At 47.3% G+C, this 26,409-nt stretch carries 31 protein-coding genes and 1 pseudogene; 14 read left to right on the top strand and 18 right to left on the bottom strand.

Features of this window, described 5'->3' with window-relative positions; translation table 11 throughout:
• The 3 genes from H6F63_RS28125 to H6F63_RS28115 form a co-directional block, all read right to left on the bottom strand.
• A partial coding sequence (locus H6F63_RS28125) for a hypothetical protein (RefSeq protein WP_190640565.1) occupies positions 1-348 on the bottom strand: 348 nt, incomplete at its 3' end.
• Positions 349-840: 492 nt separating this feature from the next.
• Complete coding sequence (locus H6F63_RS29595; protein WP_199298333.1) at positions 841-3,285, bottom strand: zinc ribbon domain-containing protein; 2,445 nt, start codon at positions 3,283-3,285, stop codon at positions 841-843.
• Positions 3,286-3,585: 300 nt separating this feature from the next.
• Positions 3,586-3,765 (bottom strand): hypothetical protein, encoded by a 180-nt coding sequence (locus H6F63_RS28115; protein WP_190640564.1) that lies wholly within the window; start codon positions 3,763-3,765, stop codon positions 3,586-3,588.
• On the opposite strand from H6F63_RS28115, the gene H6F63_RS31240 reads away from it, so the two are divergent.
• The 4 genes and pseudogenes from H6F63_RS31240 to H6F63_RS28095 all read left to right on the top strand — a co-directional run bounded on the left by H6F63_RS31240 (position 3,764) and on the right by H6F63_RS28095 (position 6,628).
• Positions 3,764-3,946: a nucleotidyltransferase family protein gene (locus tag H6F63_RS31240; protein ID WP_190640568.1), complete on the top strand. Its 183-nt coding sequence runs from the start codon at positions 3,764-3,766 to the stop codon at positions 3,944-3,946. The genes H6F63_RS28115 and H6F63_RS31240 overlap by 2 nt on opposite strands.
• Positions 3,943-5,282, top strand: a pseudogene (locus tag H6F63_RS28105) (ParA family protein). The gene H6F63_RS31240 and the pseudogene H6F63_RS28105 overlap by 4 nt, the downstream one beginning before the upstream one ends.
• The gene (locus H6F63_RS28100; RefSeq protein WP_190640563.1) at positions 5,279-5,959 is read left to right on the top strand and encodes a Rho termination factor N-terminal domain-containing protein; all 681 of its coding nucleotides are present in this window, start codon (positions 5,279-5,281) and stop codon (positions 5,957-5,959) included. The pseudogene H6F63_RS28105 and the gene H6F63_RS28100 overlap by 4 nt, the downstream one beginning before the upstream one ends.
• A gap of 93 nt (positions 5,960-6,052) precedes the next feature.
• A complete protein-coding gene (locus H6F63_RS28095; protein ID WP_190640562.1) occupies positions 6,053-6,628 on the top strand; it encodes a hypothetical protein in 576 nt (191 codons plus the stop codon).
• 268 nt (positions 6,629-6,896) lie between these two features.
• Here H6F63_RS28095 and H6F63_RS28090 read toward each other — a convergent pair whose 3' ends face one another.
• The 6 genes from H6F63_RS28090 to H6F63_RS28065 form a co-directional block, all read right to left on the bottom strand.
• Positions 6,897-7,349: a helix-turn-helix transcriptional regulator gene (locus H6F63_RS28090; protein ID WP_190640561.1), complete on the bottom strand. Its 453-nt coding sequence runs from the start codon at positions 7,347-7,349 to the stop codon at positions 6,897-6,899.
• Positions 7,346-7,693 carry a type II toxin-antitoxin system RelE/ParE family toxin gene (locus tag H6F63_RS28085; protein WP_190640560.1) on the bottom strand — a complete coding sequence of 116 codons (348 nt, stop codon included), beginning with the start codon at positions 7,691-7,693 and terminating at the stop codon, positions 7,346-7,348. The genes H6F63_RS28090 and H6F63_RS28085 overlap by 4 nt, the downstream gene beginning before the upstream one ends.
• 335 nt (positions 7,694-8,028) lie before the next feature.
• Positions 8,029-8,928 carry a tyrosine-type recombinase/integrase gene (locus H6F63_RS28080; protein WP_199298331.1) on the bottom strand — a complete coding sequence of 300 codons (900 nt, stop codon included), beginning with the start codon at positions 8,926-8,928 and terminating at the stop codon, positions 8,029-8,031.
• Positions 8,929-9,099: 171 nt separating this feature from the next.
• Positions 9,100-10,296, bottom strand: a complete 1,197-nt coding sequence (locus tag H6F63_RS28075; protein ID WP_190640559.1) for a J domain-containing protein — start codon at positions 10,294-10,296, stop codon at positions 9,100-9,102.
• Between the two features lie 113 nt (positions 10,297-10,409).
• Positions 10,410-11,366 (bottom strand): hypothetical protein, encoded by a 957-nt coding sequence (locus tag H6F63_RS28070; protein WP_190640558.1) that lies wholly within the window; start codon positions 11,364-11,366, stop codon positions 10,410-10,412.
• Positions 11,367-11,479: 113 nt separating this feature from the next.
• Entirely contained in the window at positions 11,480-11,920 is a 441-nt protein-coding gene (locus tag H6F63_RS28065; RefSeq protein WP_190640557.1) for a hypothetical protein, read from the bottom strand.
• Positions 11,921-12,116: 196 nt separating this feature from the next.
• Between H6F63_RS28065 and H6F63_RS28060 the strand changes: the two genes are divergently transcribed.
• Genes H6F63_RS28060 through H6F63_RS28050 form a run of 3 tightly spaced genes read left to right on the top strand, consistent with a single transcriptional unit; the run spans position 12,117 to position 13,145 of the window.
• Positions 12,117-12,401, top strand: a complete 285-nt coding sequence (locus H6F63_RS28060; protein ID WP_190640556.1) for a hypothetical protein — start codon at positions 12,117-12,119, stop codon at positions 12,399-12,401.
• A gap of 8 nt (positions 12,402-12,409) precedes the next feature.
• Positions 12,410-12,961, top strand: a complete 552-nt coding sequence (locus H6F63_RS28055; RefSeq protein WP_190640555.1) for a hypothetical protein — start codon at positions 12,410-12,412, stop codon at positions 12,959-12,961.
• Positions 12,954-13,145 (top strand): hypothetical protein, encoded by a 192-nt coding sequence (locus H6F63_RS28050; protein WP_190640554.1) that lies wholly within the window; start codon positions 12,954-12,956, stop codon positions 13,143-13,145. The genes H6F63_RS28055 and H6F63_RS28050 overlap by 8 nt, the downstream gene beginning before the upstream one ends.
• A 75-nt stretch (positions 13,146-13,220) precedes the next feature.
• On the opposite strand, the gene H6F63_RS28045 is transcribed toward H6F63_RS28050, so the two are convergent.
• From H6F63_RS28045 to H6F63_RS28005, 9 genes are all read right to left on the bottom strand, one after another.
• Positions 13,221-13,976, bottom strand: coding sequence for a class I SAM-dependent methyltransferase (locus H6F63_RS28045; RefSeq protein WP_190640553.1), 756 nt, complete (start codon positions 13,974-13,976; stop codon positions 13,221-13,223).
• Positions 13,977-14,725: 749 nt separating this feature from the next.
• Positions 14,726-14,944 carry a hypothetical protein gene (locus H6F63_RS28040; RefSeq protein ID WP_190417024.1) on the bottom strand — a complete coding sequence of 73 codons (219 nt, stop codon included), beginning with the start codon at positions 14,942-14,944 and terminating at the stop codon, positions 14,726-14,728.
• 25 nt (positions 14,945-14,969) lie between these two features.
• On the bottom strand, positions 14,970-15,194 hold the full coding sequence (locus H6F63_RS28035) for a hypothetical protein (RefSeq protein ID WP_190640552.1): 225 nt from the start codon (positions 15,192-15,194) through the stop codon (positions 14,970-14,972).
• A gap of 34 nt (positions 15,195-15,228) precedes the next feature.
• Positions 15,229-15,504, bottom strand: coding sequence for a hypothetical protein (locus H6F63_RS28030; protein WP_190640551.1), 276 nt, complete (start codon positions 15,502-15,504; stop codon positions 15,229-15,231).
• Between the two features lie 71 nt (positions 15,505-15,575).
• Positions 15,576-15,917, bottom strand: coding sequence for a hypothetical protein (locus tag H6F63_RS28025; protein ID WP_190640550.1), 342 nt, complete (start codon positions 15,915-15,917; stop codon positions 15,576-15,578).
• 89 nt (positions 15,918-16,006) lie between these two features.
• Positions 16,007-16,582 carry a hypothetical protein gene (locus tag H6F63_RS28020; protein WP_190640549.1) on the bottom strand — a complete coding sequence of 192 codons (576 nt, stop codon included), beginning with the start codon at positions 16,580-16,582 and terminating at the stop codon, positions 16,007-16,009.
• A 91-nt stretch (positions 16,583-16,673) separates the two neighbouring features.
• A complete protein-coding gene (locus tag H6F63_RS28015) occupies positions 16,674-17,126 on the bottom strand; it encodes a hypothetical protein (protein WP_190640548.1) in 453 nt (150 codons plus the stop codon).
• Between the two features lie 18 nt (positions 17,127-17,144).
• On the bottom strand, positions 17,145-17,414 hold the full coding sequence (locus H6F63_RS28010; protein WP_190640547.1) for a hypothetical protein: 270 nt from the start codon (positions 17,412-17,414) through the stop codon (positions 17,145-17,147).
• A gap of 78 nt (positions 17,415-17,492) precedes the next feature.
• Entirely contained in the window at positions 17,493-17,714 is a 222-nt protein-coding gene (locus tag H6F63_RS28005; protein ID WP_190640546.1) for a hypothetical protein, read from the bottom strand.
• Between the two features lie 267 nt (positions 17,715-17,981).
• Here H6F63_RS28005 and H6F63_RS28000 point away from each other — a divergent pair, with 267 nt between their 5' ends.
• From H6F63_RS28000 to H6F63_RS27970, 7 genes are all read left to right on the top strand, one after another.
• Positions 17,982-18,230, top strand: a complete 249-nt coding sequence (locus H6F63_RS28000; protein WP_199298330.1) for a hypothetical protein — start codon at positions 17,982-17,984, stop codon at positions 18,228-18,230.
• Positions 18,227-18,472 (top strand): hypothetical protein, encoded by a 246-nt coding sequence (locus H6F63_RS27995; protein WP_190640545.1) that lies wholly within the window; start codon positions 18,227-18,229, stop codon positions 18,470-18,472. The genes H6F63_RS28000 and H6F63_RS27995 overlap by 4 nt, the downstream gene beginning before the upstream one ends.
• Before the next feature lie 417 nt (positions 18,473-18,889).
• Positions 18,890-19,486, top strand: coding sequence for a hypothetical protein (locus H6F63_RS27990; RefSeq protein WP_190640544.1), 597 nt, complete (start codon positions 18,890-18,892; stop codon positions 19,484-19,486).
• Positions 19,487-19,710: 224 nt separating this feature from the next.
• On the top strand, positions 19,711-20,475 hold the full coding sequence (locus tag H6F63_RS27985) for a hypothetical protein (RefSeq protein WP_190640543.1): 765 nt from the start codon (positions 19,711-19,713) through the stop codon (positions 20,473-20,475).
• Between the two features lie 420 nt (positions 20,476-20,895).
• On the top strand, positions 20,896-21,144 hold the full coding sequence (locus tag H6F63_RS27980; RefSeq protein WP_190640542.1) for a hypothetical protein: 249 nt from the start codon (positions 20,896-20,898) through the stop codon (positions 21,142-21,144).
• Positions 21,141-22,703, top strand: a complete 1,563-nt coding sequence (locus H6F63_RS27975; RefSeq protein WP_190640541.1) for a DEAD/DEAH box helicase family protein — start codon at positions 21,141-21,143, stop codon at positions 22,701-22,703. Before H6F63_RS27980 ends, H6F63_RS27975 begins: the two co-directional genes overlap by 4 nt.
• The gene (locus tag H6F63_RS27970) at positions 22,700-26,239 is read left to right on the top strand and encodes a plasmid replication protein, CyRepA1 family (protein WP_190640540.1); all 3,540 of its coding nucleotides are present in this window, start codon (positions 22,700-22,702) and stop codon (positions 26,237-26,239) included. Before H6F63_RS27975 ends, H6F63_RS27970 begins: the two co-directional genes overlap by 4 nt.
• The last annotated feature ends 170 nt before the right edge of the window (positions 26,240-26,409 follow it).

Below are 26,409 nucleotides of genomic sequence, written 5' to 3'. Positions count from 1 at the left end.
GGATTGGGTAACTTGTTTGCCACCTGGCATCACAACGGTTAGTCGTTGCCGCTCGAAATCCAGGGTGTAAGAGTGACCTTGATTTTTTGCGATGTAAACTTCGTTTTCCACGGATGCCAGGGGGAGGGTAATGCTGCTGCTGCCATTCGTAGCATTGCCTACATAGTAGGTAGGTTGGTCGTTTTGGGAGCAGATGTACAGGTGAAAATGCCGGCTTCTCGCCATGCGGTAAATTTGTGATTCGCCAGGGCAAATGTTTCCGTCGATCGGTTGAGCGGTTGCCTTGGTGGCTCCTAGTAGCGTAGAGAATAGGAGGAGCAGAGCTAGACCAGATTTAGGAGTAAACATGAGCAAAGAACCAACGGCTACAGTTTTAGTGTTCCCGATTGTCCAAAGACAATCCCACCTTAACAACCACCCCTAGCTGTCCCAGGAATCGATTTCAGGTGTCGCTAAAAGCCAATCCTCCTCGCGCTGCGCTCTTGCAACCCCTAGCTGTCCCAGGAATCGATTTCAGGTTTAGGGGCTTCTATCATAGAAGGTAAGCGATCACTTGCAACCCTTAGCTGTCCCAGGAATCGATTTCAGGAAGCCCCGATATTTGTTGCCGTGTTTTTGCTTGCTTGCAACCCTTAGCTGTCCTAGGAATCGATTTCAGGCTAAAAGCCAATCCTCCTCGCGCTGCGGCTCTTGCAACCCTTAGCCGTCTCAGAAATCGATTTCAGGCCAACCCCGACGAATCATGCGCCACCACACAAAGCTTGCAACCCTTAGCTGCCCCAGGAATCGATTTCAGGTCGCCTTCCCACAAGGGATTTATACACCTCGAACTTGCAACCCTTAGCTGTTCCAGGAATCGATTTCAGGGGCAGTCCCCCACAGGTCAAGCGATAACTGAATAGCAGACTCCGATTGCGCGGATTTAGTCCTTGCGCGGATTTTAGATTCAGCCTTTTTCCTTGTAGGTGGCTCGCAATTGTTGCAAACCTCGGACGGAGTAAGGGTTTTTGACTTAGCGCGAATTTTCTGACTTGTGATAGGCTTACGCTTTCCTTTGTGAGAGCTAGTTTGGGGTTGTTCTTCGGCGATGTTGCTTGAAAACACCTCCACATCCGCGCACTGAGTTATTCCTGAATCAGCTTTTATTGCCCCAGTCTTGAGGGTTGAGGGTTGGCTACTGGTGTCACCAATCCCAGATGTAGCAGGGGAAGATTTTTCGCAGTCCCCTGAACCAGCACTTACCTGCATCAGACCTAAGCTTTTAGAATAGATCCCAATTCCCGACTCGCATCGGGGTGTACGGACAGTTTTAGGGGCGTGCAAATCAGAGCCATCCTCGTCATTGCGATCGCTTGCGCGATGCCCTTTGGCTGTTTCCTCCGCAGGTTCAAAACTGCTAGCGGGGCTGCTCCTCCCACTAGCATGCCGACCAATCGGCGTCCCCACACACCCTGGTAAACCAGAGCGGATTTTCCGTCCTGCTGGGGCAGTCCGTGGGTTCTTTCGCTTCCGCGCTGCTGGCGAAATGCGAAGTATGTAATTGCGTCCCGGCACTAAATTACCCGGTTCGCCTATATCCCGTTCAAGGCAGGTATTCAAGAAGTTAACTGCCCCTACTTGGTCTCTGTCTCCTTTCCATCCGCATCCCCCCTTATTGGGTCGGCAGTGGTAGCGGCGACCGCTCGGTTTATTGAGCGTGCCACATTGAGGACATTTCTGAGAGGTGAATCGCTCGCTGGCTTTTTTAACCTCGATACCGCCAGCTTCAACGAGCTTATCCGCCAAATATTTTGTCTGCGTAGGCCACTCCCACAGGCTGTTGCGCTTCACCTGCTTCATCCGACGATTTCCCTTTTTTCTGCCTTTGGGAATGTTGTCAAGTTCACCAACGTAGATGGTGCCAATTTTGTTTTCGACCGCCCAATCCACAGCAGCTCTAGTGACGCAATGGTTGGCATAGTCCAATGCGCGACGCGATCGTGCAGAGAGTTTGCGGGATGCTTCGAGTATTTTAAATTGCCGACGAGATCGCTTCCTAAAAGGAGTTCCTGGTTGTTTCTGCCCAATTGCTTCTAAGTCTCGCCCTTGACCGTCTTTGCCGTCCCGTCGCCTTTGAGCAACCAAGCTCCGAACGTATTTTTCCCCAGATCCTGGCTTGATCCGGTTCTTCTCTAGTGCTTTGTCTTGCTCATTCTTACTAAGGTACTGACGAGCCTGCCCCCGTAAAGTGCGACTGCGTAAACGCCCAATTTCTCTTAGGCGGCGATCGCGGACTCGTTTAACCGCGCAGATGTTATTACCCGAAATCGTAGCCGTTTCGCCCTTCTGGTTAGCAATGACGATGGCTCGCTTCTGCCCAAAATCGATGGCACCAATTCCCGTTAGTTCGGGATTCTTTTCAACATTGTTTTCATGGGTCAGATGCAGCCAGTATTCACCGTTCAAGGAGCGGGTAACTTTCGCATCTTGGAACTGTTGACCCTTTAACTTTTTCAATGCTGGGAAGGCAATAGTAATTCCTTGATGTCGTTTGTTCTGCGATACGGAGCCGAGTCTTAGACCTTCTCCCTCCCAGCGGATTTCATCCTTATTGAAGACAATAGGAACGTAATTCCGTTCTTTATAAGGCGGCTTGGCATTTGGATCACCGCGCCTAAGATTACTAAAAAAACTTTTGAAGTTCCCATCAAAGTTGCGTGTGATAACCCCGACCGTTTTAGCACTGAGGGTTACTGTATGCGGTTTTTCATCATATTCAAAACTCAGGCTGTACTCAGCTTTTGGCTTCTGCTGAGTTGTAACTTCTACGACTTCTGTTAAGCCTTTCCGCTTCCCTTTGGAAATTATGCGGTCAGTATTGGTGCGAGGCCAGAGACAACCTTTACCAGAGTAAAGTGCTTGAAGAATTTCCCAACCCAGTCCTACCTCCCAACGCTGTTCGGCAGTCTCCCCGTGTGGCTTGATTAGTGGCTTAGCCTTATTGAGTTCCCCTTTTTTAGGCTTTTGGGTGATTGGCACCATACAAGGGACAATCGCGTGTTGAACACCATTACCCTCTCGTGGGGCATCAATCCATTTTTTACTTTCGCTATCCCAAGTTTGAAGAGTACAGCTATCACCTTGAGCAGGAACTACCTCACACGCCAGACCTTTGTGTTCTCTAATATATCGAGCGTGAGCAACCAAAATATTGGTTAAATCCCGTGCAGCCCAGGACATCAGCACCAGTTGTTTTTTGAGTGCCTTGCTTGGAGTGAACTTCAGTTTGAGTGCGCGGATAGCCATGATGATACTGATCGCGTCTACTCGGAAAAACGCTGAATAAGATGATGCGTGTGTCCTGAATCATAGAAATTTTGAAAGGCTACCGTAAATCGCAAATCCACTAGACTTGAATGTGAAGCTAAGCCGATGGGGTGTGGAGTTTACAGAAGCAGCCGAATAGTCAATTCAGTGCGATCGCTCTTGTCGTCGGAAGCAAAGTAACCATCGATTGCCACCAGATACCATCACTAGGCATCAACAACCAGCGATAAAACTCTGATTTAAGGTGTGCCAACGATTACCGACGATGGACTTACCCCCTTAGCCAGGCAGGGTAACTTTTGGCGCTGGCTTGGGCGATCGCTTCGTTGGCGAATGAAGCTGTGGGTAGCGAGCGCGCAAAGGCTTGTATTCCGGCTGACCAACGTAAATGTCAGTAGATGGTTGCAGGAACGCTGGTTTTTCCCCTGACTGACCCCACACGGCGACATCTGTAGGCATTCTGTGGCGTGATCGAGGACAATGGCAGTTATTTGCTCCTTATGGTTTTAATGATTTGTGTAATGGCATAATCCGGCCACAACGAGCGCATCTATACAACGCTGGTGCTGCTAGTAAAACGAAAAAAATTACCCTTAGCAGAGTCTTATCAGTTAATCGTTTCTTTATCCTTGAATTATGAATGAGCAAACACTTAGTCAAGCGCTGCTGAACCTCCCTGAAAACGCACAGGAATCTATAGTCGATCAAATTTTCGGCTCAGAATTTTTGAAGGCGCTTGGTTTTGAAATAATGGAACGTGTTCCCCAGTACAATACTGGGGATGGTGGGCCAGTTGATTATGCTCTTCGTCGTAATACCAATGAAGATATTTTCTTAGCTACTCAAGCCAACCCTTATCTTCTGCTTGAACTAAAGGGTAGAGACGTTAACCTGAGCGAGGCATCTGCACAATATCAATCAACAGTTAAGCAACTTAAGCGCTACTTGCTGGCCAGTAACTGTAAAACTGTGCAGTGGGGTATTATTACTAATTCAATCCACATACAGCTATTCAGGAAACACGGCAAAGTTATCTATCCAGCAACACCGTGCCTTGATATTACGCCAGATAATCTCGGTGAAATTGTAACAAATATTAAACAAAAAATTGAAAATCTACCACGGGCATTGACTGTAGCTATCTACAACAATAAAGGTGGAGTTGGTAAAACTACTACAACAGTAAATTTAGCGGCTGTTCTCACGTTAAAAGAAAAAAAGACTTTAATTATTGACTTCGATCCAAATCAACAAGACCTTACAAATTCCCTAGGAATTAAACAAGGTACAGAAACGTTATACTCTTACCTTGAAGATAGAAAAAACAGAGTTAATCCCAGCAATGTGATTCAATCGTTTGGAACAAAAAACATAAAAACGGGACACTTATTTCAGATTGATGTTATCCCGGCTGATGAAGACTTAGGCAGTCAGGGTGAAGATAAATTACGCCAAAACTTTGGAATACGAAGACTCTACCAAATTTTAGACAGCCTAAAGTATGAGTATGACTATATTTTGATTGATTCACCTCCTAACTGGCGTTTTTTCAGCCAAAGCGCTATATATGCCTCAGATGTTGTTCTTATTCCAACGAAGCATAACAACATCTTTTCGCTAGAGAATGCTGCTGTGGCTATCAAACAGTTTATTCCTCAAGTTCAACAATTAAGAAAAGATGGTGGGCCGATTGCCCTACCAATTTTTTCAATGGTGAAAATATTACGGATGCAGGGCGTAATACTGCTCATAAAGCAATAGAAGAACTTATCAAACAAACCCCAACCAGTAAGTTTAATTTGCGTCCTTATTTTTATCCGCGTTACACTCAAGCGAAGCAAGATAGACATATTTTTGAACTACCTAGCTATGCTCATATAGCTAATGCAGCTTTTTCTCGCGTACCCGCTGCCTACAAAGATAAAACAGCTCGTAATTACTATTTAGAATTAGCAAAGGAGTATTTTCTACAGTGAGTAACTTAACTGATATTGGCAACCTGATGCACCTGTACATGGATCAGATCCAAGCTGGCGAAGGAACAGATGCCCCTGAGTTTTTGATTACCGCTACTGCCAAAAAACTCACTAAGTCGGGTGGTCGTAATTGGGTTCCTGTAATTGTTAAAGAAACTGGCGAAGACCAATATGAAGTCATTGGTAACTCATTTATTTATGCTGTTGTTGAAGAAGCTGGATTAGAGAAGGTCTGGTGCATTATTGCCGATCCTAGCGACGAATCTGTAGAACTGACTAAAGTCTTAGCAGGCGAAGTAACTCCAAAAATTAACCTCACTACAGCTACACGAGATGATATTAAGGCAGCGCTTCAGTATCTAATTGAAAAACCCGGTACCGATCTCAAGAGCGTTAAGCTTCTGATTGCTACCGATCGTATTGATGAAGCTCCTCGCCAGTATTGGAAGACATTAGAGCCGATTACAAAACTTAAGTGTGGTATTACAACAGGTAAAAAACTCAATGCTTTGAAGGAAGTTTTTTACTTAACCCCTCAACCCCTGCCTGAACTTATCAAAGACTCTACTACCTTGAGCACCTTAACGGCTGGAGAGTTAAGAGATATGGCTAAGAAGCGCGGGATACCTGGCTACAGCAAGAAGAAGAAGGACGAATTAGTTAAACTACTCAGTTAGTAATAGGGATAACACTAGCGCTCGATAAGATGGAGGCACGTAATTTCAGTTCAGAACTGACCCCATAACAGCAACAAAAACTGGATGAATATAATGCCAAGTTCCCCCGCACAAAACAGAAAAAACTCCCTAAAATCGACTGGGCCGCGGACTGATCGCGGCAAGGCGATCGTTCGTCACAACAGCGTTAAGCACGGGCTACTGGCAACGAAACCGCCCATGCTTTGTACTGAAGATCGCGAATGGTTCGATGCAATGGTGGCAGGTTTGATTGAGAAGTATCAGCCTCGCGATCCGATCGAATATTTACTCATCGAAACGATTTCAATGGGTTGGTTACGCTTGCGTCGCCTTTGGGGTATTGAGGCAGCGGTAGGCGACGTGGCAATACTGAAAATCAAACAAAAACTATCTGGGAAAAGTTCTGAGCTGGAGAAGCGCCGCATTACTAAACAGTTGGCGGAGGCAGAGACATCTGCTGCTGGGTTGTCCCTGTCTGGCGAACAATTAGCGCGATACGAGCGATTAATTAGCCTACAACTGAACGACGCGATCGAAAAACTGGAGGAAATAAAGCGAAAAGAACGAGAACTCTATGGATCTATGGGTTTGTCTGGTATAGGACAGTTTGTGAGCGATCGCCTTCAATACCACGTTGATAATGGCTAAAACCCATGCTAGAAGCGACACTCATCCACATGGATGAGTGTCTGTTACCTTCATTTCAGCCCAGATAGTCTATGTAAATGTGAATTTACACAGACTATCTGGGCTGAAACACCCATTTTCCCAATGGGCGATCGCTAATGCGGGGAGCAATTACACCACACAGTTGTATAGTCGCTTCCAGTTTACGGAGTTGCCTTCTACCTCCGCAAACCAAAAATAAGCCCCCTCTAGAATTGTCTAGAAGGGGCTTTACATTAATCAAGTATTCCTATACCAAGGATTTATGCCGAGAGGCTAGCGCTTGATCTTTTAGTGTCGAAGATTTACGCCGCGCAGCTTGAGATTGTCTTTTTACTTTCAAGAATTCACGCCGCGCAGCTTGAGATTCCCTTTCTAGTACCAAAGGTGAAGGTGAAGCAGGGAAAGCACTTGGTGGTAAAACCAAATCCAGGCATAACTTTCCACCGATAGCCTTGGCTGCATTTACCAAGGTATGTAACGTTACGGACGGGTTTTGTGGATCAAGAAACCTGTTCAGAGACGCGCGACTTGTTTTCATCTCTGCCGCCATTTCTGCCTTGCTAATTCCTTTCTCTCTCATTATTTCAGAAACTTTCCAAGCGACAACGCGCTTCAAAGCAACCGCTTCAACTTCTTCAAGCACACCATCTTCTTCTAGAAGATCATCAAGAGAAGAACCGATGCGAGGATTAGTAGTCATGTTCTGTTTTCCAAATCTTGCTTGCGAGTCAGAGCTAGTTCTAAGTCTTTTTTTGGGGTAGCCTGCGTTTTTTTTATAAAACCATGCAACAGAACTAATTCGTTATTCCAAAAAGAGAAAATAACACGTGCAATCTTATCTGGTAGGTTAGTGCGAACCTCATACAAACCCTTTCCCAAGGGTTTACAAGTTGGCATTCCGATTGGCCAACCAAATTCAATTGTTTTTATGTCTTTTCCAATTAATGTACGTTCGTCCTTTCCCAAACTTTTTAACCAGTCTCGGACAGGCTCTTTGTCGCCTTCATTTTTATAGAAGCTTGCAGGAACTCGTTTTATTGTCATCCATAACAAAGTTGTACCATTTTTGGTACAACTTTGTCAATATAATATCTCTGATACCGTATAATAATACCTCTGATACCGTAAGACGCTGAACACTTGGCTCGGTTAAACAAACAATTTCCCGACTAAGGGTGGCTAAATTTCTGATACCGTAAGGCGCTGAACGCGATCGCATCCTAGCTTCGCGGACGGAAATTAATCTGGCTGTAATAGTCATTGTTACGTTACGGTTCCCCCTGTTGAAGAAAACCTGGCGAGTGTTCACGCCTTACGTACCAGAGGTTTATTCACCAGTAAACTAATACTTACATTGCAAAGAATCGTAAGTTTTTTTTTTATTCAGGAAGATACAAACTGCTGCTGTCATTGGGTCTGGCATGAAGATATCGGCTGGTAGTCGCTACGCTCTCATGCCCTAACGTCGCCTGCACTAAATGAATCGGCGCACCTCGGTCGAGACTATGGGAAGCGTGAGCATGGCGCAACCAATGGGGTGATACCTTACCTTTAATCCCAGCGCGTTTACCCGCCGCTGCCACAATCCGATAAACCTGTGAACGGTCGAGGTGATGACCATCGGCATCGCCTTCCCTGGATGGAAATACCGCGTCATTGTCATTGGCATCGCCGCGCATCTCACACAGCTCGTTCCATACCCCCTCTGGCAGCAGTACAGTTCGAGTCTTGCGACCTTTCCCGAATAATGTCACCTGACCCGAATCCCCACGGGAGTTTAAATCCCGCCACTTTAGGGCGCACAACTCGCTTACCCGCAACCCCCCGTTGTACAACAGCCGCAAAATCGCTCGGTTACGCGGATCAGTTTCCAGGCAAATCATTGACTGGACTTGTAGCTCAGTCAGAATGCGCTCGTTGATTGCGTCCTTGGCTTTAGGTTGTCGCACGGGTAGACCAACATTGAGGGGCATCAATCCCAGTTTATGAGCGAAGGTCAGCAAAGACTTGATGCACGCGATCGCAGTGCGTTGGCTGTTGGGTGCCATCTCTTCTAGCGTTGTTTGCCAGCCTTGGACATCCGCCAATGTCGCCAAGTGCAGCGGCTTGTTAAGGTAAGTTAAAAACCGCTGAGCATAGCGCCTATATAATTCTTGGGTGTGAGGGCTGCGCCCGTGTATCCACATTTCGATTAGCCTCTCGTGCGCGTCTAGAGGCAATGTCTCCTGGGGTGAAATGTGACTGTTTTCGACCTTGACCATGTAGTAATTTTCGGTCATTTTGGTACATCATTAGTCCGGTTATGTTGTACTGGCGCAGAAAATTTAACCCAGACCATGAGGACTGGGGGACGATGAGACGAGCGGGCGATCGCTAGACTTTATACCTGTAACGCCTTATGCAGTCAAGGTCATGAGGCGATGCAATTACCTGAGACGAGTGGGCGATCGCTAAACTTTATACCTGTAAGTAAAACTTGCTTCCGCTTCCTCCCGTGCTTTGTTCAGCGCTATCATTCGGGCTTTTGCGATGGGACTGCTGTTAACGTCTGTGTGCCAAAGCTTAGCGGCTGTCCTGTACGCGGTTTTGACTTGCTCTAAGGTAGCGTTGGGCAAGACTTCTAGAACCTCCCACCACTCCCCTACTAGAGGCGGCGCAAGGATGGATTCAATCAGATTCCAATCGCAGCTATAGCAGACTCGGTAGATTCCTTCCAAGGAATTCTTGCCCAGTTGAGCCAAAACTATTTGATGCCACTGCCTGAATGCTTCGCGGCAGCGCTGTTTTATGGCAGGTTCGCAGGTGCCAAGAGCGCCTAACTTCGAGAATGCCTCAAAGCTGATGTGTATCCCTCCCTCCGGCTTGTAGAAAGGGTCTTTCCCTTCCGCCAAAACCTCAAGCACTCGCCGCGCGTCTTCTTCCGGCTCCGGCAGTTCTAGTAGTTGGTTTAGTTCGTTAGCGATCGCCCGTGATTCTGGATTTTGTCGCCACTGCCAGTAGTTAACTTTAGTTTTACCCAATTGCTCGGAGTAGCGCTTCAACCAATATTCACGTCGGTTCACAGGCGGGTAGACCCCTACCTCTAAAGCTTTCAGGATGCCCCATCGCTTCTCCTGCAAAGCGTCAACAATTCCCCATTCCAGATCGGACGCTTTAACTACCCATTGCACAGTTTCTAGAGGGCTGGCAGCAGTGGCAGGCTGATCCAGGTGGATTAAACGGTACTCGTGCAACCGCTTGATTGCTTCCGAAACGTCTTTGGGGAACGTGATCGCCCAAGTGTTGTCCACTTGAAACAAACATTTGTTCACCCGATCTGCCAAGCTCAAGAATCGTTCCAAGTTCTTGCGCCAAACTTTCTCCCACTGGAGTTTGCCGTCCGTCTTCCACCATTTCTTGTACTGTTGCTCAATACCGCAGTACCAATCGAAGTCCGGTTCATCGCCGCTAAGGTTCAGCAATTCAGGAATTAAGGAGGCTGGAATCTGCCAGTATGGGGATAAACCTGTTACAGGTTTATTGGGCTGTCTAGCTTTATAGAATTTTTCTATAACTTTAATGACTTCCCCCCTCACCGGGTCTGGCACTCGTAGTACAGAGGTGGTGTAGTCCGCTTTTTTTGTCCTACCGCCGACTGGTCTATTCATTCTAGTTGAAAGCCTTGCTATACAGACATTATACCTGTTACAGGTTTTTCTGAGAGATTTTTAGAGAGAAGGATGTTGTGTCTAAAGCAGACACAACATCGCAAGCCAGCAGACTAAAAGCCGTGTGCTGCTAAGACTTCGTTATGCGACTTGCGCAACGTCTCCTGCTCCTTCTGGTATCGAGCCAGCAAATCCGCCGCAGCATCCTCCCGACATTTGAACGGGTGCTGGAGGCTGCGATTTTTATGAATCCAGCCTCCCAACGTCAAGCTCTCCCTGATTTTGCCGATGCACACGCTACCTTCATATACCAAAAACTCAGGCGTTAAGGGGCTAGACTCTGGGGTTTCTTGAAAGGTAAAAACGGGCTGCACAGCCCGATGTGCCTCAAAATCCTGCAACCAGGAATCGACGGCGATCCAAAATTGTTTGCCCGTCCGTTCTAAGTTGACTGCGCTCATAAATTTGTCGGTGCGGTTACGGAGCGCAGCCTTGACAAAGTGAGGTGTTAGCGCTGCGACTGAGATGTGCTTGTAGCCCAGTGTTGAACGGAACCGTTCTTTCACTTTATGGATGTAGCTTTGGCTAGGTTGGTCAGTTTCCGTAGGTGCCGAGGCTGGTGTTACCCAGGAGATTTTCTCGCCCGTCGCTGGGTTCTCGATCTGAACGAGGCTACCTGCTGGAATGCGATCGCCCTCAGTATCATCGGTTGAGATATCGCCGCCGTCTGTATCAGCTGCTAGGTTATGGTCATCGCCGCCAAAGTCATCAAAGCTGCCTGGGTTATTGTTGCCGTCATCGTCGGGTGTTGGCTCTGGTTCTGGGCTGGGGTTGTTGTTGCCCCCCTCGTCGCTGCTGAATAGTCCCATTACTGCGGACTTTAGCAGCGCGATCGCGTCCGGTGCCAATTCTGAAACCTTGGCGACGGCATCCTGTAAGGACTGAATTGCTCCATCTGCGACGGTTTCAGCTTGGTTCAATTGGTCGATGCGAGATTGACGGGCTGCGATGATTGCCTCAAAGTTTGCGATCTCGGACTGTAGATTCTGGATGTCATTCTGAAATAGCATGGGATTAATTACCTTTGTTTTGGGTGATTGGGGCGATCGCTTCTTTGGACGGAGCGCGATCGCCCTTTTGATTTGATGTGAGGCTTTTTGGGACTTCCTCCAGGTCGCGGGTGTTAGGCGGCAGCGGCTACTCGTTCTAGTTGAAATACCATCGCGTCTTTTTTCATGTGCTTGCCTTGTCCTCGGATGTTCTTCCACGCGATGCCGTACTGAGTGCAAAGTTTTCGGAGTGTGCTTGAGTCTAGGGCAGAGAGGTTAATCTCACTTTTGGGCTGTTCGGTGCTGGCGGGTTCGACTTGTTCTTGCGCGGCTGGTAGCAGTAGTAGGGGCGCGATCACTTTGGATTGCTGCTGAACTGGGGTAGGCGCTTCGCTGGCTGGCAGTGTCCAAGGATCGGGCATTGTTTCTTCCGGTTCTGGTTGCGCCTCTGGTTGTGGCTGTGGCGTGCTGCGTACCCTTGCTAGTGCTGCCTTCCGTTGCTCCGTGGGTGCGAGGAGGGTCAAGTATAAGCCGTATCCGATTCCGAGCGTGATGGTCTTGATTTGGTTAAACATTGTCTTGTGTCCTTTATGTAGCGGCGGTTTCAGGGTCGGGTGTGTAGCGTTTACCTCTCTCCTGTCTATACATTAATATAGACAATCTATTTCATGTTGTCAATACAATCTAGATAAATATAGATAAAGATTGTGTAAAGTCTATATTGCCTAGATTGAAGCTATACTGTATATACATTAGATATAGGATATAGACATGAGCGACACTAAGACCCAACTGGCAACCTTCCGGATAGAACCTGACCTTTGGGAGGAATTCAAGGCACAGGCACGGCGCAATGGCAAGACAGCATCGGATGCGCTGACTGATTTTGTACAGAACTATATAGGAGCTGGGGATGCACCGGCAGCGCCAACCCTCCAGCTAGACGATATAGAATCGCGTCTAGACGAGAAAGTTAGTGAAGCGATCGCGCCTATCAATCAGGAACTAGCTGAGTTGAGGGCAGAGCTGCGGGGAAAGTTGAGGAGGGCGGCTTAAGTAACGAGGTGGAACGACTCAAAAGCGAGAATGAAGCACTCAGGCAAAGTACAGGAACGCAGGCGGTCATCGAACGGAATGCCAAAATTCAGGACTTCGAGCAGCGCGACCAGGAACTGCGGGTTAAGCTCACCGAGGTTAGGAAGGAGTTAGTTGATGTTAAGGCAGAGAAGGAAGATATCCAGCGCAGGCTAGACGCGGCTCGGCTCAAACTTTTCAACCTGGAATCTGAAACCCAAGCGGCTTCTGAAAGCGAGATTTCAGACCAAGAAGCGATCGCCTTTTCCACCACAACTCCGCCCCAGGTCGAAGCAAGTGAGCCAAGTGAAGTAACGGACAAGCCCCGATGCCAAAACTGTGGAGAGGCTGCGAAAATTCGGAATAAGGGCATCCGCAAAAACAAGGATGGCACCCTAAAGCAGAAATGGCTTTGCAACAGTTGCAAAAAGAGTTGGTCTGTGCCGATAGCCGAAACGGTACTCCAAAAAACACACGAGCTTGAACAATCCTGGGATTCAAGAGTTGAATTGTTTTTATTAGAGGTGTCGCCTAGTGACTAACCACCGGATTGAGATGCGACTAACAGGTACTGAATCAGATTTGAAAGTTTTTCTAGAACTGATTCATAAGATGCAAGATCACCATCTCCTAGAGATCCTGGAGGAAAGCAGCCCCTACAAAAATCGCGGTGAATCAAAGCTGTATCGGGTATATCTCAAAGTAGATTTGGATCGCCCAAGCTAATTCAAAACGGATCTACTAAGTAGTTGCTCAATGTATACGCCTGGAGCTATAAGCTTCGTCAAACGGCTGATATAATCATTTTTTACATAGATAAAAAAATGATGTTGGTCTTATAGGCATGTCTGGTGGCAAAGGAACATACTGTAAGCCAGACTTTTTTATTAACTCTTTCATATGAGCGTCTTCAACAGGGTAAAGACGCCATCGAAACAAATGTTCTTGTTCCCCTTGAGATTTCGGGATAAGTTTTAAATCTTCCTGGTAGGCATCATGCACTATTTTGCCTTGAGCCTGTAATATCCATTTATCATCAAGTTTTCCTGGTTGTTCTATCCAATTGTATTCAAGTTTTTCCGTCAGCTTTGAGTTACATATAAGTACAACACCTTCGTCAGCGAGGAGACGACGACTATTTTGGAGACAGCCAAGCCGTTGCTCATCGGTCTTGAGATGCAAAAACTGGCTACCAATAAACAAAATTAGGCGAAAATCGCTTCGATTGATAGGTGGATCAATAATGTCACCAACTATTAATTGAACATTGTTCCTCACTTCTGGTTCAGCATTGCTCAGTTTCTGCTCAAAGACACTCAACATTTGAGGAGAGTTATCTAAACCCGTTACCGAAAAGCCCATCTTTGCTAATGGGAGAAGCTCAAGTCCGGTGCCACATCCCATCTCTAATACTGGATCACCAAATCGCTCACAACAGAGCCTTACAAGATCCGAATCCAAGTTTTGTCTGCCTAATCGTTCGACGACGAAATCATAGAGCTGGGCAAACAAAGAATCTTTATATGAATTTTCAGACTTATCGCTTTTGGCTTCCATACTTACCTCTCAAAACGAGTATTCACTTTTTAGGAATGTAGCTAATTTACTAAAAACCGTTTCAACACAACTTTGCCGGAATTACCAATAACCAACTAAAAAGCCCCTGCACGATAATTGTAGGGGCTTTTTGATGGCTCGTCCTTTGAGATTCTATTCCCTGCGCTCCAACACCGATCCACTAGCCCCCGCTAAGGGATATAGGGGCGGCTGACAGCCTGACCAGGACTCATCCAGCTCCAACTCAACTCTCCCCCAAATAATCACGTCATTCGTGCCTGGTACTAGATACGTACTTATAGCAGTTCAGGTGAGTGTCACTCATTTGAGCGACTTGAAGGTGTGCAACTTGGATCAAATCTGTGTAATGGAAAATCAATCGTCAATAAATTTTTGCTGCTGATGCGTTTAGTTCGGTTCACAGTTCAGGTTCACGCCCCTAAACCTGCTCACAGGTCAAGTTCAGGGGTGTGAACCGCGAACTGAACTGGTTCATGAACCGTTGCCTAAAGCTCCGAAAGCTTCGCCAGTTGGTTGGTTCAGCGGTTCAGAGTGGCGGTTCAACGGTTCAAGCGACAGTTTAAGTGTCTAACATTGAACGTACCCCCTGGCTGGGGGTGTGTTGAATGTTAGACACCGGAAGTTACCGGAGGTTAGCGCAATCCGGTAACTTCCGGTAACTTCCGGATATAAGCCAAAAAATAACCCGCATCGATCGATGCGGGTACGCATTTCAATTGTTTCTTCCGTCAAAACGTCGGGTCGAATAAAAACGGGGGTGGGGCTACCTTGCCTTGCTGACTGAACCAATTATCGAGAAGCCAACAATATCCCAGCACCATTTCAGGGAGGTCAATCGGATCGGCATAACTGCAATAACGCTCGACTGTGCGATGGTCGCGGCACAGGAAGAACGCTAGTTTACTGATGCTTAGGTTGTATTTTGCCCGTAGGTCGCGTGGGTGCATAATATCTTCTCCCTTCTATTTGCATTTAATGCTCTGTTGATCCGCTAATCGTGTAAGGGCGACGGCACCCCTGCCATGCGATTTTGATTTTTCCTTGCAGGCGTGTAGCAGCTTTTTCCAGTTGTTCTACCGCCTCATCGAGGAACTTGTCAGCTTCTTGTTGGCTGGGAGCGTAAATGATGGCACTGTTTCGCCCCACGCCGTATTCCCAGCCCAAGTTGTTGACAACCTCGATTACATCCGTTGTCATGTGGTATTCCTGCGCTTACGTTTTGCTATTACTTCTATTGCTGCCCCATAAGCTGCCTAAGTTCTGGAGGCAGTAGCTCAGGCTTTTTGGGAACAGCACCTTGGCGCAACAGTTTTTCGGTACGCTCCCAAGTTAGTTGCAGGCGATCGCTGTCAGGGTTGCGACGGCTCTTGGAAGTGGGGCGGAACTGGTAAGAACGCATGGCACGCTCGGTAATGCCAAGGTGGTAAGCGGTGGTAGTGTCATCCCATTCAAATGCTTCTTTTACCGTCACTGGGTGTAGTTCTAGGCACTGTGGGGCAAGTAACATTAGGTTGTCTCCTGTTTGGTAATAAGGGGGGAGCGCGATCGCGCCCATGATTCAATTCCTTTATTGCTCGGTCACTGCTCGGTCACTGCTCGGTCACTGCTCGGTGTAGCCATTTGTACGGCTCGTCCCAATGGGTTAGCAAGATACCGAACGAGAAAGTGCGGATATTTCAGTGTCGTGGAGTTAGCTGCTAGCTCTTTCGCCTTCCGCGCTGCCAACATCTGAGTGCTTCTTCCTGGCTGACGACGACGACGAGAATTTTTGCCAGCTCGATACTGCCGCAGGGTTTCAACTTCTACCCCAACTGCATCAGCGATCGCGTCAATCTTCAAGCCAAACGCTTCCAGTGCGAGGGGGTGCAGGACTTCGGCACGCTGTACAGCTTCGATTAATTGTTTTGTTGATGTCATCATGAAATTGCTCCTTGTCGTGTGCTTGAAGGGAGCCGGTGCCAGCGGTTGAGTTTCTCAGGCTTCACGCCGCTGGGCACTGACAGAATTTTTTAATTGTTGTCGTAGTTCTGCTGGGAGTTTTTCGTGTTACCGGGTTCGTCTGTTTTAGGTTTAGGTAGTGATCGCAGTTCGTCCTCGTGCGCGAATATTTCGGAGCGATCGCTGAACTTAATCAGGTAAGTCCAACCCCACTCAGGGCCTATGTCTTCAACCCAATATGCGTTAGCACCGAACATGATTCCACTAACAACCCCAACGCGATCGTAAAAGCCAACTTCTTGCCAAAGGTGGTAACGGGCTTTGGCACGATACAGTTCTGACTCTGGCGCAAGCGCTTGAACGCAAAAGAGCTGACGATCCAAATATTCAACCAGATACACCCACAGCTTATCTGAATCGCTATTTGTCATTTGGCTGGGATTGTGCAGTATGCCCATAACTCTCGCTTCATCAGTGTGGGAGTCGTGACCGTCGGAAGTCCTGTGCAGAAAAACTTTTTCCATGAGTTGAAATTTTGGAAGCTTAACCCCCTCCGGCATTGGATTTTTTAGGTGCTTGAATCCTGGGATTTCTTTCCCTTTAGGAATCAGCGGACGGTCGTTGTTGTCGATTGGAAATTGTTGCATCTTTCAAACTTGATTATGTTGTTTTGATTGATGCAACCCTGATAATCGCTTCGTGTCATGCGGGATTTATGCCGCTGGAACTGACAGGTTTTTAATTGGTTTTGGACGGGCGATCGTGCAGTTCCTCAATCTCCTCAATGAGCGCCCGAACGGAATCCTGAAGTTCATCTATCCGTGCAGGCAAATCGATTGATTGTTTCGCCCAGAGGTCGGTAGAAGCATGGAGACGTTCAAGTCCTCCGATAATGTCTTCAAGTGCGCTGGGAAGGTCTTCGAGCGGTACTGGCAGTGACACGTCCACCTCTTTCGCTAAGGTTTGATATCGACCTTCATGCTCATTCTCGTGTTCGGTCAAGTACAGCCAGCCCAGGCATTTGAACGGTTCTAGATTGGGAAGATTAGGATTCAGGAACACACCGACAACCCGTCTTACAGAGACAAAAGGAACGCCGCTTGCATCAGGGGCAGGGGCAGTGACCAAAACTTCTGTGCCTAACGGGTATTTTGGTTTGGGGAAATCTTCAGGACATAATTTGGATGACATAGTAAAAATCCTTTGTTACTACTGGGTGAAATCTTGGAAAGTTGGGAATTTTTGAATCTCGTCCTCCCCGACTGTCACCTGATGCTTCAGGGATTTTCCCGTGCATAAAACTTGATAAGTCCATCGCGGTTCCCCTGGTAAACCAGTTAAATAACTTGCCGCGAATGCAAGCCCGGTAATAACACCAAAATCTTCGTAAATGTCATCGGTTACGCCATCTAGATAGCGCATCACGACAGTTTCCCATAGCTGGAATTTTGGAACTGGTCGATTGTTGTTGTCTTGCATCTTTTTTACATCTGATTGTGGTATCAGATGCACCCTGAAAGATGCACAACTCTGATGATCGATCGCGTTGCCTTGGACTTATTCGGTCTGTGGAATTACAAACTCATCTGGCAGAACTGGAGCAGCAGCTAGCTCGTTCTGATGTGGATTAGACAGCCACCACGCAATGAAATGTTTTCCGTAGCGGGTCAGCATGAGGGTAACAACTTCACTGGTGGAAGTTGCACTGGTAACTTGCTTTATTTGGTCAACAATTGGCTTGACTTCTCGTGACAAAACTACACGGATTTGTGTTGACATTTTTACTTCACTGCCATTCCGTAGGATCTGGTTAACTGCGAAAAGTTAGGGGCAACCATTGTTTTGATTCCTTGTGTAATGAGTCAAAAACTTGATGCGTTGAGCATTTGAAGCACTTATGTTCGGAGTGCAGGGGCGATCGCCACTTGCAACCGTGCTGTGTGCCTCTAGTGCCGTGTTGCATCTATGTTTGTTATAGTAATTGTAGGGTACAAATATGTCAAGCCATATAATGCCCCTTTAGATAAGAACACTACTGTAGGTACTATGGAATTACATCTTTTGGATATGTGGTGGATGGCAGAAAAAAGGGATGGGCAGGAGATAATCAGGCTTTACTTGCCCGCTGAACTGAAGGAAAAATTCAAACTCTACTGCCAGCTCAAGGGATTAACCATGACTGAGGTAGTTCGGCAGACGGTAGAGCAGTTAGTGGAATCCGAAGATTTCACGAAGTTGCTTGGAGAACGCCTCAAAGAAAGCTCCTCGCCTAGTGCTACTCGCAAGGGGGGATGATGTACGAAGATTTGGAACTTGCCCGATTTATCCTTGATGTGCGTTGGAGGCAGCTAGTCCCAACAGGCGCTTTTATCGAACGTCATCCAAGCGGCGTGATCGCACTTACTAAGATAATTAACCAACTTTGCCACGATGTCGGGGTTTCCGCCGTACTTGCAGCCGTGCAGGGCTACTGCCAAAACCGTGCTGATTGGCAACATCGGAAGGCGAACCTTTCGATGTTGGCTAGATGTTGTTGAGGCGATCGCGCAGATTCTAGAGGGGTGGGATGGCGATGATGAGGAGCAATCGCAATGATTATTGAGGCTTACATACTAAAACCTATGGCTAATTCAACGAAAGGTTTCCCTTCAGGTGTTGACTTCAGAGTTGAATAATCTTTTCCACAATCCTGTGGAAAAGATTGTATAAATTTGTGGAAAAGATGTGAAAAAAATGGGGAAAAGGTAAGGTATTAAGAGGCAAGCTATAGCATTTCTGAATTGCGTTAAAAAGAGCGAAGCCTTTACCGGAAAAGCTTTTCAGCCTTCATTTTTTCACTCCATCAAAACGAGAGATGGAATAAGTGAAACCACCATAAATATTTAAAAGCATTTGAAAAAAGTTGTCAAATTGCCATGTAGTAGTATGCGAAAAGTACCTTCGAGGATATTCAGATGGATTTACAACAAGAGCTAAAAGCACTTGAAAAAGAAATCAATCAATTAGAGGAAGCACTTAGCCTCATTGAAAACCCCTTGAAAGGCGAGGCACACCCTAATGACAACTCGTTCCTAAGCCTTTTTAAGACCGAGCTTGTCCTTGCCACTGAGCCGGAAGAGCGCGGACAAAAACTAGCGATTGCTAAACGATCGCTGGAAAATCTTAAAAGGCAGTATGCACAGAGGAAAGAAGAATTTACAGCGTCGCTAGAGCAGGAATGCAAACCCATTGCCGATGAGATGCAAGAAGCAGCCGAGGGAGTCCTAGCAGCACAAGAGGCATACCACCAAGCGCTTGCTAACTTTAGAAACCTAGCCAAAAAGCACACACCCACCTGGGAAAAACTTTATCCTGGTAGCAAGTTACTAGATGATCTTCGCAGTCAGTACGAGCGGGGGATTTTTAGATTTAAGGATGGAAAAGGAATAATTGTAGGACAGCGAAAACTTGACGAAGAAGCTCGTAGCGAGATGATGTCCCAGATGTACAAAAATATGCCTAGGGGTACAAATTTTATTCGTGAGGAGCAACCGCGACGATTGAACGGCTAGGGCATCTGCATTGAGTTTGTGTAGGAGCTATCACGGTTTATGGGAACTCAGGGAAAGCTTGAATTGACTGTAAAGATTTCGGAGTTCCCATCCGACGTGAAGACAGTTGAGAACGGTTGGAAGTCTTTCGAGATTGACTGCAATGGGTAGATTGCCAGCGCCTGAATGAGCCAACTATTCAGGTTTCCGAGAAAAGCCAAAGAAGTGAGGCTATAGAGTGAAGGATGAACAATGAAGCTTTGAAAATTACCGATCTTGACCCTAAGCTATTAACTGCGTTAGCTACTATTCAGCAGCCTTTAATTATTGTTACTTCCGATCCAGCCTTGCCGGAAGGGTTGATAACAAGTGGGGTTAGAAAAAGTGTTGCAGACGATGCTTTAAAACATTGGGACTTCGCTTTCCATTACATACTCTATAGGTGGACTAACCGAAAATACAAAATTCCGGGTTACAGAAAAATGAAATCTAATGAGCGTAAAGCTTTAAATGCTTGGGGTGAATACGTTTATGCAACTTTAAATTTACTTATTCAGTGTCATCCTAGACTCAAAAAAGAAGAGGGAGAGAATCCCTATACCGATGCTTTTGAATGGTTCGGCAAAATGATGTCCAATAAAAAAGCTATTAACATTTCGATGATTTTTAGCCCTAATGGTCTGGAGTGCAAAAACAATGAAGAATATAAACAAGGTCAACTAATTCTAGAATCATTAAGAAGCTACATTAATCCTATCCCTATTGAACTTGCTGAGAAGTATTTACATGATTACCGAATGTTTGAAACATCCATTTTTACAGCAAATATTTTCGATGAATTCCGGCAAAAATGGTGGATGCCTTATATTAGGGCTTACGCTGCATTAAATCGGGAAATAAGAAATGGTACTTATTGGAAGTCTTTGTATCGAAAAACTGATGCCGCAGGTCAGGATAAGTATTTTTGCCGACTGGGAAGGGGGAATCGAGAAGTAGAACTCAAGGGTTAAAAAGGTCAAACCGCCAAAGCCTTACCTGGCAAGCAATACAAGCTGTAATCCACAAACGAGTTTTCGTCGAAAAATTGTGTTCTCATAGATTTAGCTCAAGTATTTTGGAAACGAGTCATGACAAGCTTCCTCACACAAATAGCCAGTCTCAACACCAGAACCCCGCGGCCCAAGCGCGATCGCCTCGCTCCTCGCAGGGAACGACGTCAGAAAGCGCGTAACGCTACCAGAACAAGCAAATCTGCTGCATAGGAAAATCTGGCGACCTTCAGCTATCAACCTGGTAAAAGCTTGTAGCCCCCAATCCAGACCGCCTGCCTTTTGTCACCAGACAACTAACGTATCTCTACTTTACAAGCTTTTTCACAAAGGAAAAATAGATGAGGGTTGCCCCAATCAACACAAAGGGACAACCCACAAATGAATACTATCAGTATCAATTCTACCCCAAGTGAGGGGGGAAGTCTAGGCGTTTCTAACGTTCCATCCAAGCGATCGCAGTGCCAAGACACTGCCAAGGTATCAAGGCAGCAACTTCAGGAAGCGATCGCCGAACAACGCCTCACAGATTGCTTAGAACAAATAGAGAACTTAGGCTTTCTGGGTGAAGAAACACAACTTTTCTGCCTGAATCTTGCACACCAATTACATCGGGGGTGCAGGGTATGACACAGCAAACTTCCCTACAGCTTGCAGAACTCAAGCCGCCAGAACTGCGAGATTATCAACTGGAAGTCAAGCGAAACCTTTACAGCTTGATCCGCAGCGGCAAGAGAAAGATTTTAACTTTCGCTCCAACCGGGGCTGGGAAAACCATTCTTGCCGCGCAGATTGTTGCAGATGCAGCGAGTCGCGGGAAGCGAGTATGGTTCGTTGTTGACTTAGACATTTTGATTGCCCAGACCTGGGACAAGTTCAAGAAGTTTGGCTTAGAGTGCGGCTTTGTCAAAGCTGGATGGGCAGAGAAACCAGAAGCATTGGTACAAATTATCAGCGCTCAAACTCTGGCACGGCGCGGACTGGAAAACCAAATCCCGCCAGATGTTGTATTGCTCGATGAATGCCACAAGACAGGATGGGCTAATATCGTCCGTCAGATGATGAGTGAATGGTGTTCCAGCGCCTTATATATCGGTCTGACAGCAACGCCTTGGCGATTGTCCAAGCATCAAGGGATGGGTGATATCTTTGAGGCTCTGGTGACAGCTCCCATGCCTTGCGAATTGATGGACATGCGCTTCCTGGTGAAACCTGCCTATTACGGAATTCCAGGGGCAGACCTCAAAGGAGTTCGCACAGTTGGTGGAGATTTTTCCGAATCTGATTTAGCGATCGCCTGCGACACATCCCAGGTTGTCGAACGCATCGTCAAGGAATGGCTCAGGCTCTGCCAAGGACGTAGAACGATCGTCTTTGCCGTCAACATCCCCCATTCAAAGCACACCCGTGAGGCTTTCCTTCGTGCCGGGATATCAGCGGAACACGTTGACGGCACGATGACCAGCAAGCAGAGGCAACCAATCTACGACCGACTGGCGACAGGTGAGACGTTGGTTGTAACCAGCTGCCAAGCCTTGCAGGAAGGCTTCGACGTACCGGGTGTGTCAGATGTATTACTGTGCCGTCCAACCAAGTCGAAGGCGCTGTACTTCCAGCAAATCGGTAGAGGATTGCGGATTCATCCAGAGTCTGAAAAGACAGATTGCGTCGTGCTAGACCAAGCTGGCAACGTTAAGCGGTTTGGGTTTGTAGAAGACCTGCGACACATCAGCTTAACAGAGGGCGGTAATACAGAAAAGGGAGAGGTTCCCGTCAAAGACTGCCCTGAGTGCGAGGCACTGCTGCACATCAGCGTGATGCGTTGTCCAAGCTGTGGATATGAATTTCCAGCTCCTGAGAAGGTAGCATCAACCCAGAAACTAGAACGATTACTGCGGAAGGAAGACAAACCCAAATTTCACTTCTTCCGAGAGCAAATTAAGGTAGGATTTCAGCGCCATTACGCTCCAGAATGGGCAAGTTGCCGATTCAAGGAAGAATACCAGTTTTACCCTCCAGATGACTGGCGACGGGCAGCAATCTTTGGGGATAACCCCACTGATGACAATAGATTGACTTACTGGAATCACCTAGCAGCGATCGCTCGAAACAAGGGAAAAACCAGAACTTGGGCTGAGCGTCAGTGGCGGTTTGAATTTGGTTTTGATGAAGAAGGAGGCGAAGCATGAATACCTCCTTCAAAGCCCTCAAGGGAAGCTGTCCCGTCTGTAGCGGTGCGCGTAAAGATTGCCGCCAGAACACCGTTAACAACTTGATTCACTGCCGAGATTCTGAAGCATCACCTGTGGACTACAGGCTTGTAGGGGAAGATGCTCATGGCTTCTCGATGTGGGCTGAATCCGCTAGAGAGGATCAGTCAGATTGGCAAGCTCGCCAGGAAAGAGTAGAACAAAAGCGACAGCAGCGGAAAGAAGAAGAGGCACGACGCAATCAACAGCAATTGTCGATCGAGGAGCGCGATCGCCTAACCCGCCATCTTCTGAAACAACTTTACCTACACGACGACCAGCGCCAGAATCTCAGGGACAGGGGGTTAAGCGATGCCCAAATCGACTCTGGGATGTTCCGCACCATTAAACCTGGGCAGGGCGTGGAAGGAAGTCCTAGATTATTTGGACTGGACTTCCAAGGACATTACATTGCTGTTGCATCGCGGTCTATCCTTTGCCCGATTTGGGATACCAAGAACCGAATCATCGGCTGGCAGAACCGTCTGGATGACCCGCAAGATCAGGGGAAGTATCGATGGCCCAGCTTCAAAGAAAAGACCGTTCACCTTCAAAACGGGGAGTTGCCCATCACCTGCGCCCGTCCAATTAGTAAAGAGGGCATCGACTGCACTAGCATCAATTTGAGTGAGGGAAACCTCAAACCTTTCATCGCCGCACAGAAATTAAACCAACTATTTGTTGGCGCGTCTGGTGCTAATTTCGCCGGTTCACAAGAGCAGTTTAAGCAATACCTTGAGGAGTTATCGGCAGAGCTTGAAACCAAATTAGTTACCTTATGTCCAGACGGTGGAGCAGCGCAAAACCCCCATGTAATGGGACAGTACCAGAAAACCTGGGAGCTATGCCGCGCTTGGGGATATCAGGTCAGAGTCGCATGGTGGGGTCAAATAACCAAGGACTCACCAGATATTGACGAGTTGGAAGATGCGAGCGCGATCGCTTTCATTACTCCAGAACAACTTTGGGACATTTTCCTTCAGGGGCAACAGCGGAAGCGGGAAGAAAAAGAAGCAGAACGACTCGCCATTGAAGAAGCAAACTGGGTTAAGCTGACTGCCCTTACCCGTGTGCCTTGGCGAGTCGTAAATACTCCGGATTTGAACCTAGATGACCTCCCAGGCGGCGCTGTTTACGTGGTGAAGTCCGCTAAGGGAACAGGAAAAACCGAATCCCTTACGCCCATAACACCGCAGCACAATAATATTTATGCTCTGTTCGCTCGTATAGCTCTTGGGCGTGAAGAGTGCCAACGGATCGGGATTACCTGGCATACGGACTTAACTCGCGGCGGTACTGCGGGTGGATTAAAAGCTGGTTTCTGCATAGATTCTGCTCATACGTTCAGCCCTAGGAACCTTAAAAATAACGGATTGCTGATTGCTGATGAAGTGTTGCAATTGTTAACGCATTTGTTCGGCGATACCTGTAACAAGGGGGGAAAGCGTCCGCTGATTCTGGCGGCACTCCAGGCAATGATTGGGGCGACCATCGTCGGTGGCGGAAAGGTGGTAGCAATGGATGCCGATGCCAACGATTTAATTTGCGATTACCTCGAACAGTTGGCACCTGAAGGAACACCTTTAAGAGTCATTCGCAACGACTATCAACCTGAAGGCTATCCGGTTTCATTTCTGGATTCGGATACCCCGGATGCCGTTGTTGACGAATTACTTATGGCACTAGAAGCGGGTGAACCCAGTTTTGTAATTGATGATTGTAAGAATGGAGTGCGCGGTTGTAAGTCCATCGCTGAATACGTGCGGCGGGTACATCCTGAATGGGCAAATCAGATCGTTGAAATCAACTCGGACACCACCGGCGATCCTGCCATTATTGACTATTTGACAAATATTAACCAGGCAAGTAAAGACACGTTATTGCTGTGCTGTAGCCCGTCTGTTACTAGCGGCATTTCCATTGTAAATAACCGCTTCCAAAAAGTATTTGGTGTCTTTAACGGCATTCTGACCGATGCTGATGCGGCTCAGGCATTAGGGAGAGTTAGACCCAAAGATGTCGAGCGAATAGTTTGGGCATCCGAAGAAGGGCTGATTATGGTAGGAGATGGCTCAATCTTCCCTGAAGATTTAAAAGCCTACTATCAGCGCAACTATGAAGCCAATTGCAAGCACATACTGGGGTTTGGAACCCAATACAACCCGATCACCGATGAATGGGACTCCCCGCACTTTGACCTATACTGCAAGCTCTCGGCTTACCGCAACGCCTCAATGAAAGACCTGCGGCGACGGCTAGAGGAACGGTTAAGGGCGGAGAACAACGATGTAACCATTGTTGCTGCTATGTGCGGCGACGATACCAAGGCAGGACTGAAAGAGTCTTGGCAGCGGATTGAGCTGGCACACGCCCAAGCCGTAGCCAATGCCACCATCTTGAACGATGAGCGGTTAAAAGCTTTGGAAGAATCCAACAAGCCTTTGACACCCCAGGAGAAGTTAGACATTGAAAAGACCTGGTTGCTTAAAAACTACGGTCAGCCTCTGATTGATGCCATCCAGCACGAGCTGGAAGATGGAACTGTCCTCACAGGTTATCAGGCAATGTGCCTTAAAGATGACCGAGGGCGTTACAAAGCCAAACTGGACAACTTTTATTTACTAGCTTCTGATGAATCGGTAGCGATCGCTAAAGACGTGAAAGCAGCCCAACGACAGCAAGAACATGGTCGGGGTGTTTGTCCACAGGATTTAAGAATCCATACCCGTCGCCGCCAATGCCGTCAGTATTTGGGGCTAGACAAGTTTTTAAAGTTGGGTGAAGAGTGGACACCCCAAGACTTTTGGGCAATGGCTCAGAAAGCTAGGGATAATGCTCCTCACGTCAAAGATGCGCTCAACCTGAGCATACCCGCCGACCCTAAGCAGTCAACGGGTAGTTGGGTCTTTGAATTGCTAATGGAACAAATTGGACTTGACATCTCAAAGCACTGGGCACCCAGAGTAGAAGGGCAGACGCGATTTAAATACCGCCAGATTGAATTAACAAGCTGGCACTACGCCCAACTTTATGTGCAGCACCAGACTTCTGAGGTTGTCGCACAGGATGAAGAGGTAGAGGTTAGCCAATCTACTCCAAACTGGATCACCCCCCCTTCTACTTATATATATGAGACTATGGGGGGGGTGATCCAGTCCCAAATGGCTGAAACTACTACCAGCCCTGATACTCAGTCATTGGCTACCCCTGAGCAACTGTCACAATCACTGGCACAAGATGTAGATAATCAGGTGCCAATGTCACCTGATGAGGTGAGCGCGACGGGAGGACTTACCCAGGAGGATGTTGTAGGCTTTGCAGAGTACCTGATGATTGCGAATTGTCCTGAGCTGGCTACTGCGGCATTTGGGATGATCCGAGATTTGTGCCAGCAAGCTAAACAGGCGATTTGGGCGTTGATTCCCAGCGAAAAAAGGGCAGAGCTTTGGCATTGGAAAAGGGCGGCAGCCGGTTGAGAAAGCGATCACCAGTAATCAGGAATTAGCCTCAATCTAGTCGTAAACCTGTTCGATGGATTGGGTAACTTGTTTGCCACCTGGCATCACAACGGTTAGTCGTTGCCGCTCGAAATCCAGGGTGTAAGAGTGACCTTGATTTTTTGCGATGTAAACTTCGTTTTCCACGG

The sequence above is a fragment of the Trichocoleus sp. FACHB-40 genome, from assembly GCF_014695915.1.
Lineage (GTDB): Bacteria > Cyanobacteriota > Cyanobacteriia > Cyanobacteriales > FACHB-T130 > Funiculus > Funiculus sociatus.
The sequence above is the reverse complement of the archived record's forward strand: the minus strand, read 5'-3'. Positions and strand labels throughout refer to the sequence as shown.